We start from the raw sequence: 16,097 nt of genomic DNA on the forward strand, positions 1-16,097 counted from the left end.
TTCATTTATGGCATTCGATGGATTATTTACAAGAGCGATTACACATGAAATTGAAAATTCTCTTTACACAGGAAGAATTTCCAAAATATATCAACCTTCAAAATACGAGATTTTATTACATATTCGAGCGAATGGAAAGAACCAAAAACTAATTCTTTCATCTCATCCTACATATGCGCGTATGCACTTAACGAATCAAAACTACGATTCGCCAGCAATACCGCCGATGTTCTGTATGCTTCTTCGCAAACATTTAGAAGGTGGATTTATTGAAAAAATTGAACAAATCGACTTAGAACGCATTATTCAAATTACAGTTCGCAGTCGTAATGAAATCGGAGACGAATCATTAAAAACATTAGTAATTGAAATAATGGGACGACATAGTAACATTATCTTATTAGATACGAAAACAAACGTGATTTTAGATAGCTTAAAACACGTTTCATTAGCCGTAAACCGTCACCGAACTGTATATGCTGGTGCTGAGTACGTCGCGCCACCAGCCCAACATAAAATCAATCCTCTGCAAATTGAAACCGCAGATGATTTTATTAGACCGCTAGACTTTCTATCTGGAAATATGGATAAACAACTGGTTGGTGCTTTCATGGGAATATCCCCATTATTTGCAAAAGAAGTAGTAAAGAAAGCCGGTATGGTAAACGAGAAAGCATTATCAGAAGCATTTTTCTCTATACAAACACCATTACTATCTCATGCATATACACCTACAATGATTACTGCAAATGGAAAAGAATTCTTTTATCTTTTCCCTCTTACACACTTGCAAGGAGAAGAAAAAACATTCTCATCAGTGAGCGAATTGTTAGATCGTTTCTTCTTTGGCAAAGCAGAACGTGATCGTGTAAAACAACAAGCTCATGATTTAGAACGCTTTATGCAAAACGAAAAAAATAAAAACGAGAAAAAACTCATTAAACTCGAAAAAACACTGCAAGATGCTGGAAAAGCAGATAAATATCAACTATTTGGAGAGCTACTTACAGCCAATATGTACGCTTTAAAAAAGGGCGATAAAGATATTGAGGTCGTTAATTATTACGATGAGGATGGTGGAACTGTAAAAATCACATTAGATCCTTTAAAAACACCATCTGAAAATGCACAACGCTATTTCCAAAAGTATCAAAAAGCAAAAAATTCGGTTGCTGTTGTAGAAGAACAAATCGAAAAAACAAATGAAGAAATTCTTTATTTTGATAGCTTACTTCAACAAATGGAAGCTGCTTCTTCAAAAGATATTGAAGAAATTCGTGAGGAATTAGCTGAAGAAGGTTATGTGCGCAATCGCAAAACGAAAAACGCAAAGAAAAAGCCTACTAAACCAGTATTAGATAAATATGTAGCAAGTGATGGCACAGAGATTTTCGTTGGTAAAAACAATAAACAAAATGATTATTTAACAACGAAGTTTGCCCGCCGTGATGAAATTTGGTTACATACGAAAGACATACCTGGCTCTCACGTTGTCATTCGTTCTTTAGAGCCTGCTGAAGAAACTTTACTAGAAGCTGCCAAAATTGCTGCCTATTACAGTAAAGCGAAAGAGTCTAGCTCTGTACCTGTTGATTTCACCAAAATACGCCATGTCAAAAAACCGAGTGGTGCAAAACTTGGTTTTGTTACGTACGACAATCAGCAAACCGTATATGTAACACCAGATGCTGATATTGTAATGAAATTAAAAGCGTAAATAAAAAAATGCGTTGCTTGTATGCAGCGCATTTTTTATATGTTTTCAATTTCGTTGCTATATCCATTCAATATTGTCAAAAAAATTGACAGTATCATTTCACATTTGTATAAATTTTTTTACAGCATGTAAATAAAGTACAAGTGTAACTCCAATCATTTTTCCCCCATCCCCCTGCTATTCATTGAAGCAATCTAGATTTTATGAACAAACCGTCTCCCACAAATTACGGGCTATTTTTTTATCTCCCCTAAAATATATGTTGTCCCTACTATCCTTTCTTCAAATATACATTTTGGCACGCTATTTGCTTTATTCAATACTATGAATAGGAGGAATTAACATGACTTTAAAAATTAATAAAATCCAAAATCAACTACAAAACTATGAAATTGACGGGTTACTTATTACAAAAAAAGAAAACCGCCAATATGCAACAGGCTTTACAGGTAGTGCTGGCGTCGTCTTAATCTCTGCCGATCAAGCTGTTTTCATCACTGATTTCCGCTATGTAGATCAAGCGAAATCACAAATAAAAGATGCTGAAATTATTATGCATAAAGGAAATTTAGAAAAAGAAATTGCACATCAAGTATCGAAATTAAACATTCAAAAACTTGGAATTGAAGAAAACAACATGACATTGCAACAATATAAAAACTTGCAAAAATACGTACAGGCGGAAATGATTCAAGTGTGCGAAATTATCGAAAATATTCGTATCATTAAAGACACGCCTGAAATAGAAACAATGAAAATTGCAGCTAATATCGCGGACGAAGCATTTCATCATATCCTTACGTTTCTAAAACCAGGAATAAGTGAAAATGCTGTACGAGATGAATTAGAATTTTTCATGCGAAAAAAAGGTGCTACATCTTCATCATTTCAAATTATTGTAGCTTCTGGTGTTCGTTCTTCTCTTCCACATGGAGTTGCATCAAATAAAATAATTGAACGAGGCGACATCGTTACATTAGACTTTGGTGCACTTTACGACGGATATTGTTCCGATATAACACGTACCGTAGCAATAGGGGAACCATCGGAAGAATTCAAAAAAATATACAATGTTGTACGAGAAGCGTTAAAACGTGGGACTGAAGCGATTAAGCCTGGAGAAACTGCGAAAAGTATCGATGATGTAACGAGGGATTACATTACAGAACATGGATACGGTCAATACTTTGGCCACTCTACTGGGCACGGTCTTGGGTTAGAAATACATGAACCGCTTCGCCTATCCCAAGAAAGTAAGGTAACTTTACAAGAAGGTATGGTTGTTACAGTTGAGCCGGGCATTTACATACCGAACTGGGGCGGTTGTAGAATTGAAGATGATATCGTCATTACAAAAGACGGATATGAAGTTATTACAAAATCAAATAGAGAACTAATTGTAATCCCTTGTTAAAATCATGGCCTTTTTAAAAGGAGTTTTTTTCTACACATAGAATTCCTTCTCTGGAGTGTTCATTTAAAGAGGGGGAATTTAAATTGAATTTTGTAATTGATAAAATAGATGGTTTACAAGTTGAGTTTTCAAAACTTGTTTCCATGATGAATTACGCTCGTTATACAACAATGCAAGCAGTGGAAAGTTTAACAATTGAAGAACTTGATTATTTATATGATAAAGAAGCCAATTCAATTGGCATGCTGTTATATCACATGGCTGCTATTGAATTTTACTACCAAATCCATACCTTTGAGGATCGTGAACCGACGGAAGTTGAATTAGAACATTGGTTGCCAGCTATTGAGTTAGGGAATCTTGGACGAGAAAAAATAAAGGGAAACTCTTTAGAATTTTACATTAATACATTACAAGAAGTACGCTCTAAAACAATTGAAACATTTCAATCTTTACCTGATGAATGGCTATTTAAAACGACAGACTTTTGGTATAACAAACCAGCTAACAACTACTTTAAATGGTTTCACGTATTTGAAGATGAAATCAATCATCGCGGACAAATTCGCTTAATTAGGAAGATGCAAAAAGCTCATGCAGTAAAATAAGAAAGTGCCACCAGATAAGGTGGCACTTTCTTTTATTCATTTTTTAGGATTAACTGTATTGTAACATCCATTTATCGTTCTCATCATTACAGTACATGAAATTTTACTTTTTTCTTTTTCCTATACTCACATACTTTCACTGCTTTCATACAATAAACTACACGAATGCCTAAAGGATGTGAATGTTATGGGAGTTGAATTAACGCTATTACACGCTCTCTACATTATTTGTTTACTCACTATTATTACCTTTTTTATTCTCCGGAAAGATACGACTATCATTTGTATCGTTTTTATCTTTTTATTAGCATTAACTGCAACAAGTTCTATCCCTCTTGCCATTAGCGGGATTTTTCAAAGTTTCATTTACGCCATTACTGAGCTATTACCAACTATATTAATCATCTCCATTATCGTATCAATGAGCAATTTACTCGTTCATACTGGCATAAATGATACGATGATTTCACCATTTACAAAAATGATTCGTACACCTACACTCGCCTACTGGATTATCGGCCTTTTAATGATGACCATTTCTTTCTTCTTTTGGCCTTCTCCAGCTGTCGCCTTAATGGGAGCTATTTTATTACCGGTTGCTGTACGTGTCGGCCTTCCTCCAATTGGGGTTGCAATTGCTATGAACTTATTTGGGCACGGCATCGCCTTATCTGGCGACTTCGTTATTCAAGGTGCACCGAAATTAACTGCAGACGCGGCTGGTCTCCCTGTTTCCAGCGTCGTATCTGCAAGTGTTCCACTCGTTATCGTTATGGGCATTGTGACAACTTCCGTCGCTTTTTTCTTCTTACGAAAAGAGTTTCATACAGGCTTATCTATACAAGAATCTATGCCATCAACTGATTCTTCTAAAACGCTCTCTTCATTATCTCCTCGCATAAAAAAATGGCTCGCTATATGTATTCCTATCATATATATCATTGATATCCTTTGCATGATTCAATTTAAACTACAAGGAAGCGACGCAACTGCACTTATCGGCGGAACGACTGTTATTATGATTATCATCATTTCTCTCATCGCCTACAAAGGTAATGGACTGAATAAAACGACCGATTATTTCATAGAAGGGCTCCAATTTGGCTTTAAAATTTTCGGACCAGTTATTCCTATCGCTGCACTCTTTTATTTAGGAGATAGTGGCTTTGTGAAAATTATCGGAGACTATTTACCGAAAGGTTCACACGGAATCATTAACGACTTAGGCATCGCTTTATCTCAAACTGTTCCTTTAAACCAATACGTATCAGCGGGAACATTAACTATCGTTGGTGTCATAACAGGCTTAGATGGATCTGGTTTTTCCGGTATATCGCTTGCTGGTTCCATTGCAAACCTTTTCGGAACAGCTTTAGGTCATGGAACAGCTACATTAACAGCACTCGGACAAATTGCGGCTATATGGACCGGGGGCGGGACGTTAATTCCTTGGGCGCTTATTCCTGCTGCTGCAATTTGCAAGGTAGATCCATTTGAACTGGCACGCCGAAACTTTTTACCGGTTGTTATCGGTTTAATTGTCACCACTATCTTTGCGATGTTTATTTTATAACGTAAGCAAGTGTTCTCTTGCTTACGTTTTTTCTTGTAAAATTCATCATGAATTACTGGTTTTCAACAGGGATTCGTTATCCCTTAGCGAAATTATATTAGGAGAGTAATTTTTTCAAAACGTTTACGAGAAACAGATTACTGCAATTAGAAAAGGGGACATAACTATGAATGAATTGATTTTCGTCTTATTAATTTGTCCGTTACTTATCTTTATCGTTTCTGTTATTGGAACGCGCAAGACGAAAACGTATTACGTAATGCCGATTGTAACGTTTGCTAGTTTTTTAATAATAGGTGTTATCGCCTTTACTCCAAAATTTTTCTTTTGGGTCGGCATGTATAGCATTTTCTCATTTATTGTTTCTTATGTGACTCTATTGTTTGTAAAAGGATATAAGCTTGCAGAAAGCACTAAGTAGTTAAGGAGATTGTAATATGATTTTCTTTGATATTGATGGAACTTTACTTGAATATGAGGCTGCTGAAAGAAATGGTATTATAGATTTTTTTCAAATATATAATACTATTTTTTCAGGCAATGAATTAGAGGCCACGAAAGTCTGGCATGAATTATCAGAAGAATATTTCAACAAATTTTTGTCCAAAGAATTATCTTTTCAGGAACAACAAAGGATGCGAATGTATCATTTATTTAAAGCATATGGAGTAAACTTATCCCCCGAGGAATCTCAGCATAAATTCAATCAATATATAGAACTATATAAGAACAACTGGACCGCGTTTGAAGATGTAAACTATACATTACAGACCTTGCAGGAAAAAGGGTACTCATTAGGTATCATTAGTAATGGTGAATATGAGCAACAAGTCGAAAAGTTAACTACTCTAAACATTCTACAATATTTCAAATATATATTTACTTCTAGTGAACTTGGGATATCGAAACCAGATCCTGAAATTTTTCACAGTAGTGTATTACAATCGAATCTTGAAATGAAAGACTGCTATTATATTGGCGATCGATTATAGACTGATGCGATTAGTAGTACAGCAGCTGGGATGCAAGGGATATGGTTGAATCGGGATAACTCACAACTCAAGTACGATATTCCTACTATCTGTTCGTTACATGAAATTATAACAATGATATAAAAAAACGACCGCGTTCCCCCGCAGTCGTTTTTTTCGTGTTACGCTGTGATCCAAGCTTCGTTAGCTGGATTTTTACGCCACTCTTGTAATTTTTTCGTTTCAGCTTGTCCGATCATACCTTTTTCTGCTGCTACTTCAGTTAATGCACTGTAGTCGCTTAAAGAGTATGATGCTACGTTAGCTGCTTCTAGTTTTTCTTTTCCTGCTTCTAACTCATATGTGAAGATTGATACGATTCCTAATACTTCACATCCAGCTTCGCGAAGTGCTTCTACACATGTAATTGCACTACCGCCAGTTGAAATTAAGTCTTCTACTACTACGACTTTTTGACCTTTTTCAGCTTTCCCTTCGATTTGGTTCCCTTTACCGTGACCTTTTGCTTTACTACGTACGTAGCACATTGGTAAATCCATACGATCGCTTACCCATGCAGCGTGCGCAATACCAGCAGTTGCTGTTCCTGCAATAATTTCTACAGTTGGGAAGTGCTCTTTAATTAACTCTTCTAATCCAGCTGCAATCGCTTGACGTACTTTTGGATAAGATAAAGTTAAACGGTTATCACAATAAATTGGTGATTTCATACCTGAAGACCAAGTGAATGGATCATTCGGTTGTAAAAATACTGCTCCAATTTCTAATAAATGCGATGCGATTTCTTTTTTCATACTGTTACACCTTCCCACTGTTGTTTTACTGTTTTATACGCTTCAAGCGGATTTTCTGCTTTTGTAATACTACGTCCAACTACGATGTAGCTTGAGCCAAGTTCCCTCGCACGTTTCGGTGTTGCTACGCGCACTTGGTCATTTACATCATCGCTTGCAAGACGAATCCCCGGTGTTACTGTTACAAATTCATTTCCGCATACTTCACGTAATTTTGGAACTTCAAGTGTTGAACAAACAACGCCATCAAGTCCACTTTCTTTCGTTAATTTTGCATAATGAGCAACCGCTTCTTCTAACGTTTTCTCAATGCCGATCTCTTTTTTCATCATAGCTTCCGAAGTGCTTGTTAGTTGTGTAACTGCAATACAAATCGGTCTCTCTTTTCCTTCTTGCTTACCTTCCTCTAATCCCTCAATCGCAGCTTTCATCATGCTGCTTCCCCCAGCAGCATGAACATTTACCATATCAACATCTAGACTAGCTAGGCTACGCATAGCGCTTTTTACTGTATTCGGAATATCATGAAGTTTTAAATCTAAGAAGATCTTATGTCCCTTTTCTTTTAAGTACGTAATAATCGCAGGGCCTTCTTTGTAAAATAACTCCATACCTACTTTGACAAATAACTCTTCCCCTTCAAAGTGGTGTAAGAATTGTTCTACTTCTTGTTTCCCTGGAAAATCTAGTGCAACGATTAACGACTGTGACATGTTTGCTTCCAGCTCCTTCCTTGACATTCCGAAATGTGATCAAACCCTAATTCATCTAATAATGCTGGTAACTCTTCAATAATTGTCGGACATACGAACGGATCGATAAAGTTCGCTGTACCTACTGCAACTGCGCTTGCGCCAGCATAGAAGAATTCAATTACATCTTCAGCTGTTTCAATACCACCCATTCCGATAATTGGAATGTTAACCGCTTGGCTTACTTCATGTACCATGCGAATTGCTACTGGCTTAATCGCAGGACCTGATAATCCGCCTGTACGGTTTGCTAAAATTGGTTTAGCTGTTTTTAAATCTAGACGCATACCAAGCAATGTATTAATCATCGTTAAACCATCTGCACCTGCATTTTCAATCGCTTTTGCAATTTCTACTATGTTTGCCACGTTCGGTGACAATTTCACGTATACAGGTACTTCAGAAACCTCTTTTACTCGCTTCGTTAAATCAGCAGCAATTTCAGGATTTGTACCAAAGGCGATACCACCTGTTTTTACGTTCGGACAAGAAATGTTTAATTCTAGTGCATGGACATTAGGCGCTTTAGAAATTTCCTTCGCAACCGCTACGTAATCCTCAGCTTGTGAGCCTGCAACGTTTGCAATAATTGGAAGGTCAAATTGTTCTAACCATGGTAATTCCGAATTCATTACTTTGTCTAATCCCGGGTTTTGAAGTCCGATTGCATTTAGCATGCCGCCTGGTGTTTCAGCAACACGAGGCGTTGGATTTCCATAACGTGGTTGTTCTGTCGTCGCTTTAATCATGATTGATCCTAGTACACTTAAATCGTAAAACTGTGCATATTCACGACCAAACCCAAAGCATCCAGATGCCGGTATAATTGGATTTTTTAATGATAATCCTGGTAATTCAACTTGCAATCTGTTCATAGTACAACCTCCCCAATTGGAAATACTGGTCCGTCGCTACACACCTTCTTGTAAGAATGTCCACTTGGATCTTCTTGTAAGTGGCATACACATGCGAAACAAGCTCCAATACCACAGCCCATACGTTCTTCTAATGAAATATAGGCTTTTTTCTCTTTGTAACGTCCTTCTAATGCACGAAGCATCGCTAGCGGACCACATGAATAAAGAATATCAAAGTCAATTCCGTAATTATCAATTACATCTGTGACAAATCCTTTTGTACCGTGTGTACCGTCTACTGTCGCAACGTACGTATCACCAAGTTCTGCAAATTTTTCTTCATAGAAAACTACATCTTTCGTTTGAAAGCCTAAGATGTGAATAACACGTACACCTTTTGCAACGAGGCGCTGTGATAATTCATAAAGTGGTGGTACACCAATTCCCCCACCTACTAGTAAAGCTGTTTGACCAGCTTCTGCTTCTTCTACAGGAAAACCGTGTCCTAATGGTCCTAGTACATCTACCATTTCACCTTGTTTTCTAGTTGCTAATGTTTTTGTCCCTTGTCCTTCGGCACGATATAGCATTGTAAATTCGTTCTTCTCTCGATCTACATTACAAATACTAATTGGGCGGCGCAGAAGGGGCGCAATGCCCTCTGCTACCTTAATGTGTACAAACTGCCCTGGTTCGTTCATTTGCTGTACTAACGTTCCTTGAAGCACTAATTCGTAAATATTTTTTGCGATTTCTTTTTGGTTAACGACGATCATATTTTGCTTTTGCATCATGCATGTACCACCTCGTGACGCTTTGTTTGCGTAATTTCTTTCATTGAATGAGCTGAGAATGTCATAGATTCTAATACTCGTAAGATTGCTCTTGTTGTATCAAGTGATGTTAAGCAAGCCACACCATTTTCTACTGATTCACGGCGAATGCGGAAACCATCACGCGCTGGTTGTTTACCTTTTGTTAATGTGTTAATTACAAACTGTGCTTTTCCTTGACGGATAATATCTAGTAAGTTGTAGTCTTCAGAATCAATTTTGTTTACAACTTGTACTGGGATATTTTGCTCTTCTAATGATTGTGCTGTTCCAGCTGTTGCTAATAAGTTATAGCCGATTTCGTGGAAACGTTTTGCAATTTCCATCGCCTCTTCTTTATCTTTATCCGCTACAGTAATGATTACTGAGCCGTGCGTTGGGATGTTAATTCCAGAAGCAACTAATCCTTTATATAATGCTTTTTCAAGCGTTAAGTCTTTACCCATTACTTCCCCTGTTGATTTCATTTCAGGTCCTAATGTTGTATCAACTGAGCGTAGTTTCGCGAATGAGAATACCGGAGCTTTTACATATACTTCTTTCTCTTCTGGGTGATAGCCAGTTCCGTATCCTTGCTCTACTAGGTCTTGCCCTAAAATAACTTTCGTTGCAACATTCGCCATCGGTACGCCTGTAATTTTACTTAAGAACGGTACTGTACGGCTTGCACGTGGATTTACTTCAATTACGTACACTTGATCTTTGAATACTACAAACTGGATATTTAGTAATCCAACAATGTTTAATCCTTTTCCAAGTGCAATTGTATGTTCAATGATTTGTTCTTTTAGTTTTTCAGATAAACTTTGTGGTGGATATACTCCAATTGAGTCACCAGAGTGAACTCCAGCGCGTTCAATATGTTCCATAATACCTGGAATGAATACATTCTCACCATCGGAAATTGCATCTACTTCAATTTCTTTACCAACCATGTAACGATCGATTAATACTGGGTGATCTGCATGAACTTTAACTGCATTTTTCATGTAGTGCAGTAGTTCTTCTTGACGATATACGATTTCCATCGCACGTCCACCTAGTACGTAAGATGGTCTTACTAATACTGGGTAACCAATTTCTTCTGCGATTGCTACCGCTTGTTCTACAGTCGTTGCTGTTTTACCAACTGGTTGCGGGATGCCAAGTTTTGTTAAAGCAGCTTCAAATTTATCACGATCTTCTGCACGGTCTAAGTCTTCAAGTGATGTTCCTAAAATTTTCACACCGTGTTCTTCTAGTTTCGCTGCTAAGTTAATTGCCGTTTGTCCACCGAACTGAACGATAACACCTTCTGGTTTTTCTAAATCGATAATATGCATTACATCTTCAATCGTTAATGGTTCAAAGTATAATTTGTCAGAAATACTGAAGTCTGTTGAAACTGTTTCTGGGTTGTTGTTAATGATAATTGCTTCATATCCAGCTTCTTTAATTGCCCATACTGAGTGAACTGTTGCGTAATCAAACTCAACACCTTGACCAATACGGATCGGACCAGATCCTAGAACTACTACACTCTTACGATCTGTTACAATCGATTCATTTTCGTCCGCATATGTGCTGTAGTAATATGGCGTTGCAGATTCAAACTCTGCCGCACAAGTATCTACCATTTTGAATACTGGCATCATATTATTTTCTTTACGCATATCGTAAATTTCGCGCTCCGTTTTGTTCCAAGCTGCTGCAATGTAGTGATCGCTGAAGCCCATTTCTTTTGCAGTTTGTAGTACTTCCATATTTCCTACATTCGCTTTTACTTCACGTTCCATATTTACGATGTTTTCAACTTTTTGTAAGAAGAAGAAGTCCATTTCACACCATTCATTGATTTCTTCTTTCGTTACACCTTGGCGAATTGCTTCTGCTACAATAAACAGTCGTTCATCATCCGCTTTAATGATACGTTTTTTCATCGTTTCTTTATCAAGTTCTTTTAAGTGGTCTAATTCTAAGTGATAAATGCCAAGCTCTAAAGAACGAACTGCTTTTAGTAATGATTCTTCTAAGTTACGTCCGATTGACATAACTTCACCAGTTGCTTTCATTTGTGTTCCAAGCGTTCTGTTCGCTGATTCAAACTTATCAAACGGCCAACGTGGAATTTTTGAAACAACATAGTCTAACGCTGGCTCGAAGCAAGCGTAAGTTTTTTGTGTTACTGGGTTTACGATTTCATCTAACGTTAAGCCGACTGCAATTTTTGCTGCTAATTTCGCAATTGGATATCCAGTTGCTTTAGATGCTAGTGCAGATGAACGACTTACACGTGGATTTACTTCGATTACATAGTATTGGAAGCTATATGGATCTAGTGCAAGCTGAACGTTACATCCACCTTCAATTCCTAGTGCACGAATAATTCGTAATGACGTGTTACGTAACATTTGGTATTCACGGTCGCTTAGCGTTTGGCTCGGTGCTACAACGATTGAATCACCTGTATGAACACCAACTGGATCGATATTTTCCATGTTACACACTACAATCGCGTTATCATTTGAATCACGCATTACTTCGTATTCAATTTCTTTACAGCCAGCAATACTTTTCTCTAATAAACATTGTGTTACTGGGCTATGTTTTAAACCACTTGTTACGATTTCAATTAGCTCTTCTTCGTTATGACAAATTCCGCCGCCCGTTCCTCCTAATGTGAACGCTGGTCGAACGATTACTGGGTAACCAATTTCGTTTACAAATCCATATGCTTCATCAAGGTTATGAATAATTTCACTTGGTGGTGTTGGTTCATTTAAATCTTGCATTAATGTACGGAATAAATCACGATCTTCCGCTTGCTCGATTGCTGATAATTTTGTTCCTAAAATTTCAACTCCGCACTCGTCAAGTACGCCTGATTTTGCAAGTTCAACAGCCATGTTTAAACCTGTTTGACCACCTAATGTTGGTAGGATTGCATCAGGACGTTCTTTACGAATAATACGGCTTACGAATTCTAATGTTAATGGCTCGATGTATACTTTATCTGCTGTTGCAGTATCCGTCATAATTGTTGCTGGGTTAGAGTTAACAAGGATTACTTTGTAACCTTCCTCTTTAAGAGATTGACAAGCTTGTGTACCAGAGTAGTCAAACTCCGCTGCTTGCCCAATTACAATTGGTCCTGATCCGATTACTAAAATTGTGTTAATGTCTAGGCGTTTTGGCATAACTCTTCCCCTTCTTTCTTGAAGTTTTCAATCATTGTTAAGAAATCTTCGAATAAATCATTTGCATCTTCTGGTCCCGCTGAAGCTTCTGGATGGTATTGTACTGTAAATGCCGGGAACTTCTTATGACGAAGACCTTCTACCGTTCCATCGTTTAAAGCAACATGTGTAATTTCAAGATCTGTATTTTCAACTGATTCTTCTTCTACTGCGTATCCGTGGTTTTGAGATGTAATTGCTACTTTTCCAGTTGCAAGATTTTTTACTGGATGGTTTAAACCACGGTGACCAAATTTCAACTTACTTGTATTTGCACCTGATGCTAGAGCGAACAATTGATGTCCTAGGCAAATTCCGAATAAAGGAACTTTACCGATAATGTCTTTTAACATTTCAATTGCTTCTGGTACATCTTTCGGATCTCCAGGTCCATTACTTAACATAATTCCATCTGGGCTAAGGCGTAAAATTTCTTCCGCTGTTGTGTTGTAAGGAACTACAATTACATCACAGTCACGCTTATTTAATTCTCGTAAAATACCATGTTTCATACCGAAGTCTACTAGTACAACTCGGTGACCACGACCTGGGCTTGGGTATGGATCTTTCGTTGATACGCGTTTTACATGATCTGTAAATACTGTCGCTTTTAATTGGCTTACAATGTACTCTACATCTGCATCCATGTTACAAAGGCGTCCACGTAATGTACCGTATTGACGAATTTTTCTCGTTAATTTTCTCGTATCAATCCCTGCTAATCCTGGGATATTTCTTTCTTTCAAGTAATCATTTAACGAAATTTCATTACGGAAGTTTGATGGGTGATCACAAATTTCGTTTACGATTAAACCATTTACAGATGGGTGAATGGATTCAAAATCGTCACGGTTAATGCCGTAGTTTCCGATTAATGGGTACGTGAATGTTACGATTTGACCGCAATATGATGGATCAGATAATGTTTCTTGATATCCAGTCATTCCTGTTGTAAATACAACCTCACCTGACTTTTCGATTTCGCCTCCGAAACCTGTTCCAATTAATACTGTTCCATCTTCTAAGATAAGTTGTCTTTTCATACTAATGCACTCTCCTTTTGCCATGCGATCTTACCACCAACGATTGTCATTACCGGCCATCCTTGGCATTTCCAACCTGCGAATGGTGTATTTTTTCCTTTTGATAAGAATGTTGTTGGGTCAATCTCTTCTTCTTGTTCTAAATCAATGATTGTAATATCAGCTGCTCTACCTTCTTTTAGGCGACCTGCTTCTAAGCCGAATGTATCAGCTGGCTTTTCTGTTAAGAATTGAATTAACTGTTCTAGCGTAATAACTCCCTTTTTCACAAGGTTTGTGTATAGAAGCGGGAATGCTGTTTCAAAACCAGTAATTCCAAACGGTGCTCTTTCAATTCCTTGTGCTTTCTCTTCCGCTGTATGCGGTGCATGGTCAGTTGCGATCATATCGATCGTTCCATCTAATAAACCTTCAATTAATGCTGCATGGTCTTCTTTTCCACGAAGCGGTGGGTTCATTTTAAAGTTAGGATCAGCTGATGGGATATCATCTTCACATAACACTAGGTGATGCGGTGTTACTTCTGCTGTTACTTTAATTCCAGCGCGTTTCGCATCACGGATTACACGTACAGAACCTTTCGTACTTACATGACATACGTGATAGTGGCAATCTGCTGCTTCAGCAAGCAGTATATCCCTTGCAATATGTACAGATTCACATACTGATGGGATACCGTTTAATCCGTGTTTCTCAGAAAACTTCCCTTCATGTACACAACCTTTATTAATAAGCGTATTCTCTTCACAGTGCGCAACTACTGCCATATCTAATTTTGCTGCACGTTTCATAGCCGCTAACATCATGCTCGCATCTTGTACGCCTACGCCGTCATCTGTGAAAGCAAATGCTCCAAGTTCTTTTAATGTTTCGAAATCTGTCATTTCAGAACCAGCTTGACGTACTGTAATTGCTCCGTATGGTAGTACGTTAACATGAGCTTTTTCTTCAATACGTTTTTGCAAGTCTTCCATATGTTCTCTGCAATCTGGTACCGGGCGTGTATTTGGCATTGCGCAAATTGTAGTGAATCCACCTTTTGCCGCTGCTAGTGTACCTGTTTCAATTGTTTCTTTATGTTCACCACCTGGTTCACGAAGATGTACGTGTACATCTACTAATCCAGGTGCGATTAACTTTCCGTTCACATCGATTACTTCAGCATTATCTGCCGTAATATTTTCTGCTACCTTAGCGATTTTACCGTCTTGTACGAGAAGATCCGTTGCTACGATTTTTCCTTCTTCATTCATATAACGACCATTTTTAAACAAATAATTCATGTTTCATTCCTCCTAATACATTTGGTAAGGCGCGTTTTAGTACAGCCATTCTTACGTAAACTCCATTTTCCATTTGTTTAAATATACGTGAACGCTCACACTCAACAAGTTCACTTGCAATTTCAACATCACGGTTTACAGGAGCTGGATGCATAATAATGCTTCCTTCTTTCATACGCTTTTCTCTTTCTACTGTTAATCCGTGTTTCTCATGATATTCTTTCATAATGTCTGTTTCATAATGATCATGACGCTCATGTTGTACACGGAGTAACATCATTACATCAACTTCTGGAACAAGTTCATCTAATGGTTTGTATGTTCCAAATGTGTTGTCTTCATCTTTCCACTCTTCTGGACTTGCAAAGTAAATTGTTGCACCAAGCTTCGTTAATGCTTCTGCATTAGAACGTGCTACTCGGCTATGACGAACATCTCCTACTATTGCAATCTTCAAACCTTCAAATCTTCCAAACTCTTGTTTAATTGTAAGAAGGTCCAGTAGGCACTGTGTTGGGTGGTTTCCGCATCCATCTCCAGCATTTAAGATTGGAATATTCACCTGATCTTTTAGTTCATCGAAGTAGCGATCTTGCTCGTGGCGGATGACCACTGCTTTTGTTCCGATTGATTCTAGTGTTCTTATCGTATCGTATAGAGTTTCTCCTTTTTGTACGCTAGATGCATCAGCTGAAAAGTTTAAAACATCAAGTCCTAATCTCTTCTCAGCAACTTCAAAGCTAAATCTCGTTCTCGTACTATTCTCAAAGAACAAGTTCGCAACAAAAGTTTGCTCTGTCGTTTTGCTCTCTTTTCCATTCGCAAAATCTTCTGCATCTTTTAGGATTTCTGAAATTTCTACTTCCGATAATTCACTCATCGTTAACAAATGGCTCATCGTCATCCCTCATCTTTCTGATTTTTATGTTACCACTTTTGAATTTTTATAACAACCTTTGCATAAAAATACCCTAATCGTGTGAGACTAGGGTGCAAGAAAGAAGCCACCCTTTCCG

At 37.7% G+C, this 16,097-nt stretch carries 13 protein-coding genes and 1 pseudogene; 6 read left to right on the forward strand and 8 right to left on the reverse strand.

Features of this window, described 5'->3' with window-relative positions; translation table 11 throughout:
- Window positions 1-7: 7 nt before the first annotated feature.
- The 6 genes and pseudogenes from MR107_RS07850 (at window position 8) to MR107_RS07875 (ending at window position 6,427) form a co-directional block, all read left to right on the forward strand.
- The gene (locus MR107_RS07850; RefSeq protein ID WP_000863284.1) at window positions 8-1,717 is read left to right on the forward strand and encodes an Rqc2 family fibronectin-binding protein; all 1,710 of its coding nucleotides are present in this window, start codon (window positions 8-10) and stop codon (window positions 1,715-1,717) included.
- Window positions 1,718-2,060: 343 nt separating this feature from the next.
- On the forward strand, window positions 2,061-3,131 hold the full coding sequence (locus MR107_RS07855) for a M24 family metallopeptidase (protein WP_242292228.1): 1,071 nt from the start codon (window positions 2,061-2,063) through the stop codon (window positions 3,129-3,131).
- 83 nt (window positions 3,132-3,214) lie between these two features.
- On the forward strand, window positions 3,215-3,739 hold the full coding sequence (locus MR107_RS07860) for a DinB family protein (protein WP_242292229.1): 525 nt from the start codon (window positions 3,215-3,217) through the stop codon (window positions 3,737-3,739).
- Between the two features lie 187 nt (window positions 3,740-3,926).
- Complete coding sequence (locus tag MR107_RS07865) at window positions 3,927-5,312, forward strand: hypothetical protein (protein ID WP_226368669.1); 1,386 nt, start codon at window positions 3,927-3,929, stop codon at window positions 5,310-5,312.
- Between the two features lie 166 nt (window positions 5,313-5,478).
- Window positions 5,479-5,733, forward strand: coding sequence for a YbeF family protein (locus tag MR107_RS07870; RefSeq protein WP_001003935.1), 255 nt, complete (start codon window positions 5,479-5,481; stop codon window positions 5,731-5,733).
- Between the two features lie 16 nt (window positions 5,734-5,749).
- Window positions 5,750-6,427 (forward strand): annotated as a pseudogene (locus MR107_RS07875) (HAD family hydrolase).
- A gap of 38 nt (window positions 6,428-6,465) precedes the next feature.
- On the opposite strand, the gene pyrE reads toward MR107_RS07875, so the two are convergent.
- The 8 genes from pyrE to pyrB are packed head-to-tail and all read right to left on the reverse strand — an operon-like array spanning window position 6,466 to window position 15,979.
- Window positions 6,466-7,098 carry an orotate phosphoribosyltransferase gene (gene pyrE, locus MR107_RS07880; RefSeq protein WP_000711440.1) on the reverse strand — a complete coding sequence of 211 codons (633 nt, stop codon included), beginning with the start codon at window positions 7,096-7,098 and terminating at the stop codon, window positions 6,466-6,468.
- Window positions 7,095-7,811: an orotidine-5'-phosphate decarboxylase gene (pyrF, locus tag MR107_RS07885; protein WP_000083510.1), complete on the reverse strand. Its 717-nt coding sequence runs from the start codon at window positions 7,809-7,811 to the stop codon at window positions 7,095-7,097. Before pyrF ends, pyrE begins: the two co-directional genes overlap by 4 nt.
- Window positions 7,796-8,725 carry a dihydroorotate oxidase B catalytic subunit gene (gene pyrD / locus MR107_RS07890; RefSeq protein WP_001081049.1) on the reverse strand — a complete coding sequence of 310 codons (930 nt, stop codon included), beginning with the start codon at window positions 8,723-8,725 and terminating at the stop codon, window positions 7,796-7,798. The genes pyrF and pyrD overlap by 16 nt, the downstream gene beginning before the upstream one ends.
- Entirely contained in the window at window positions 8,722-9,501 is a 780-nt protein-coding gene (gene pyrK, locus MR107_RS07895; RefSeq protein ID WP_197201668.1) for a dihydroorotate oxidase B electron transfer subunit, read from the reverse strand. Before pyrK ends, pyrD begins: the two co-directional genes overlap by 4 nt.
- Window positions 9,498-12,716, reverse strand: coding sequence for a carbamoyl-phosphate synthase large subunit (carB, locus tag MR107_RS07900; RefSeq protein ID WP_001126101.1), 3,219 nt, complete (start codon window positions 12,714-12,716; stop codon window positions 9,498-9,500). The genes pyrK and carB overlap by 4 nt, the downstream gene beginning before the upstream one ends.
- Window positions 12,701-13,798, reverse strand: coding sequence for a carbamoyl phosphate synthase small subunit (locus MR107_RS07905; protein WP_000828680.1), 1,098 nt, complete (start codon window positions 13,796-13,798; stop codon window positions 12,701-12,703). The genes carB and MR107_RS07905 overlap by 16 nt, the downstream gene beginning before the upstream one ends.
- Complete coding sequence (gene pyrC / locus MR107_RS07910) at window positions 13,795-15,081, reverse strand: dihydroorotase (protein WP_001108367.1); 1,287 nt, start codon at window positions 15,079-15,081, stop codon at window positions 13,795-13,797. The genes MR107_RS07905 and pyrC overlap by 4 nt, the downstream gene beginning before the upstream one ends.
- Window positions 15,065-15,979 carry an aspartate carbamoyltransferase gene (pyrB, locus tag MR107_RS07915; RefSeq protein ID WP_000018849.1) on the reverse strand — a complete coding sequence of 305 codons (915 nt, stop codon included), beginning with the start codon at window positions 15,977-15,979 and terminating at the stop codon, window positions 15,065-15,067. The genes pyrC and pyrB overlap by 17 nt, the downstream gene beginning before the upstream one ends.
- Between the last annotated feature and the right edge of the window lie 118 nt (window positions 15,980-16,097).

The sequence above is a fragment of the Bacillus cereus group sp. BfR-BA-01441 genome (genome assembly GCF_022663075.1).
In the GTDB taxonomy this organism is placed as follows: domain Bacteria; phylum Bacillota; class Bacilli; order Bacillales; family Bacillaceae_G; genus Bacillus_A; species Bacillus_A cereus.

What these genes read in the sequence shown, in the direction of transcription:
- MR107_RS07870 (WP_001003935.1), top strand. Translation starts at nt 5,479, where the DNA reads ATGAATGAATTGATTTTCGTCTTATTAATTTGTCCGTTACTTATCTTT.
- pyrC (WP_001108367.1), bottom strand. Translation starts at nt 15,081, where the DNA reads ATGAATTATTTGTTTAAAAATGGTCGTTATATGAATGAAGAAGGAAAA.
- pyrB (WP_000018849.1), bottom strand. Translation starts at nt 15,979, where the DNA reads ATGAGCCATTTGTTAACGATGAGTGAATTATCGGAAGTAGAAATTTCA.
- pyrD (WP_001081049.1), bottom strand. Translation starts at nt 8,725, where the DNA reads ATGAACAGATTGCAAGTTGAATTACCAGGATTATCATTAAAAAATCCA.
- pyrE (WP_000711440.1), bottom strand. Translation starts at nt 7,098, where the DNA reads ATGAAAAAAGAAATCGCATCGCATTTATTAGAAATTGGAGCAGTATTT.
- MR107_RS07855 (WP_242292228.1), top strand. Translation starts at nt 2,061, where the DNA reads ATGACTTTAAAAATTAATAAAATCCAAAATCAACTACAAAACTATGAA.
- pyrK (WP_197201668.1), bottom strand. Translation starts at nt 9,501, where the DNA reads ATGATGCAAAAGCAAAATATGATCGTCGTTAACCAAAAAGAAATCGCA.
- MR107_RS07850 (WP_000863284.1), top strand. Translation starts at nt 8, where the DNA reads ATGGCATTCGATGGATTATTTACAAGAGCGATTACACATGAAATTGAA.
- MR107_RS07865 (WP_226368669.1), top strand. Translation starts at nt 3,927, where the DNA reads ATGGGAGTTGAATTAACGCTATTACACGCTCTCTACATTATTTGTTTA.
- pyrF (WP_000083510.1), bottom strand. Translation starts at nt 7,811, where the DNA reads ATGTCACAGTCGTTAATCGTTGCACTAGATTTTCCAGGGAAACAAGAA.
- MR107_RS07905 (WP_000828680.1), bottom strand. Translation starts at nt 13,798, where the DNA reads ATGAAAAGACAACTTATCTTAGAAGATGGAACAGTATTAATTGGAACA.
- carB (WP_001126101.1), bottom strand. Translation starts at nt 12,716, where the DNA reads ATGCCAAAACGCCTAGACATTAACACAATTTTAGTAATCGGATCAGGA.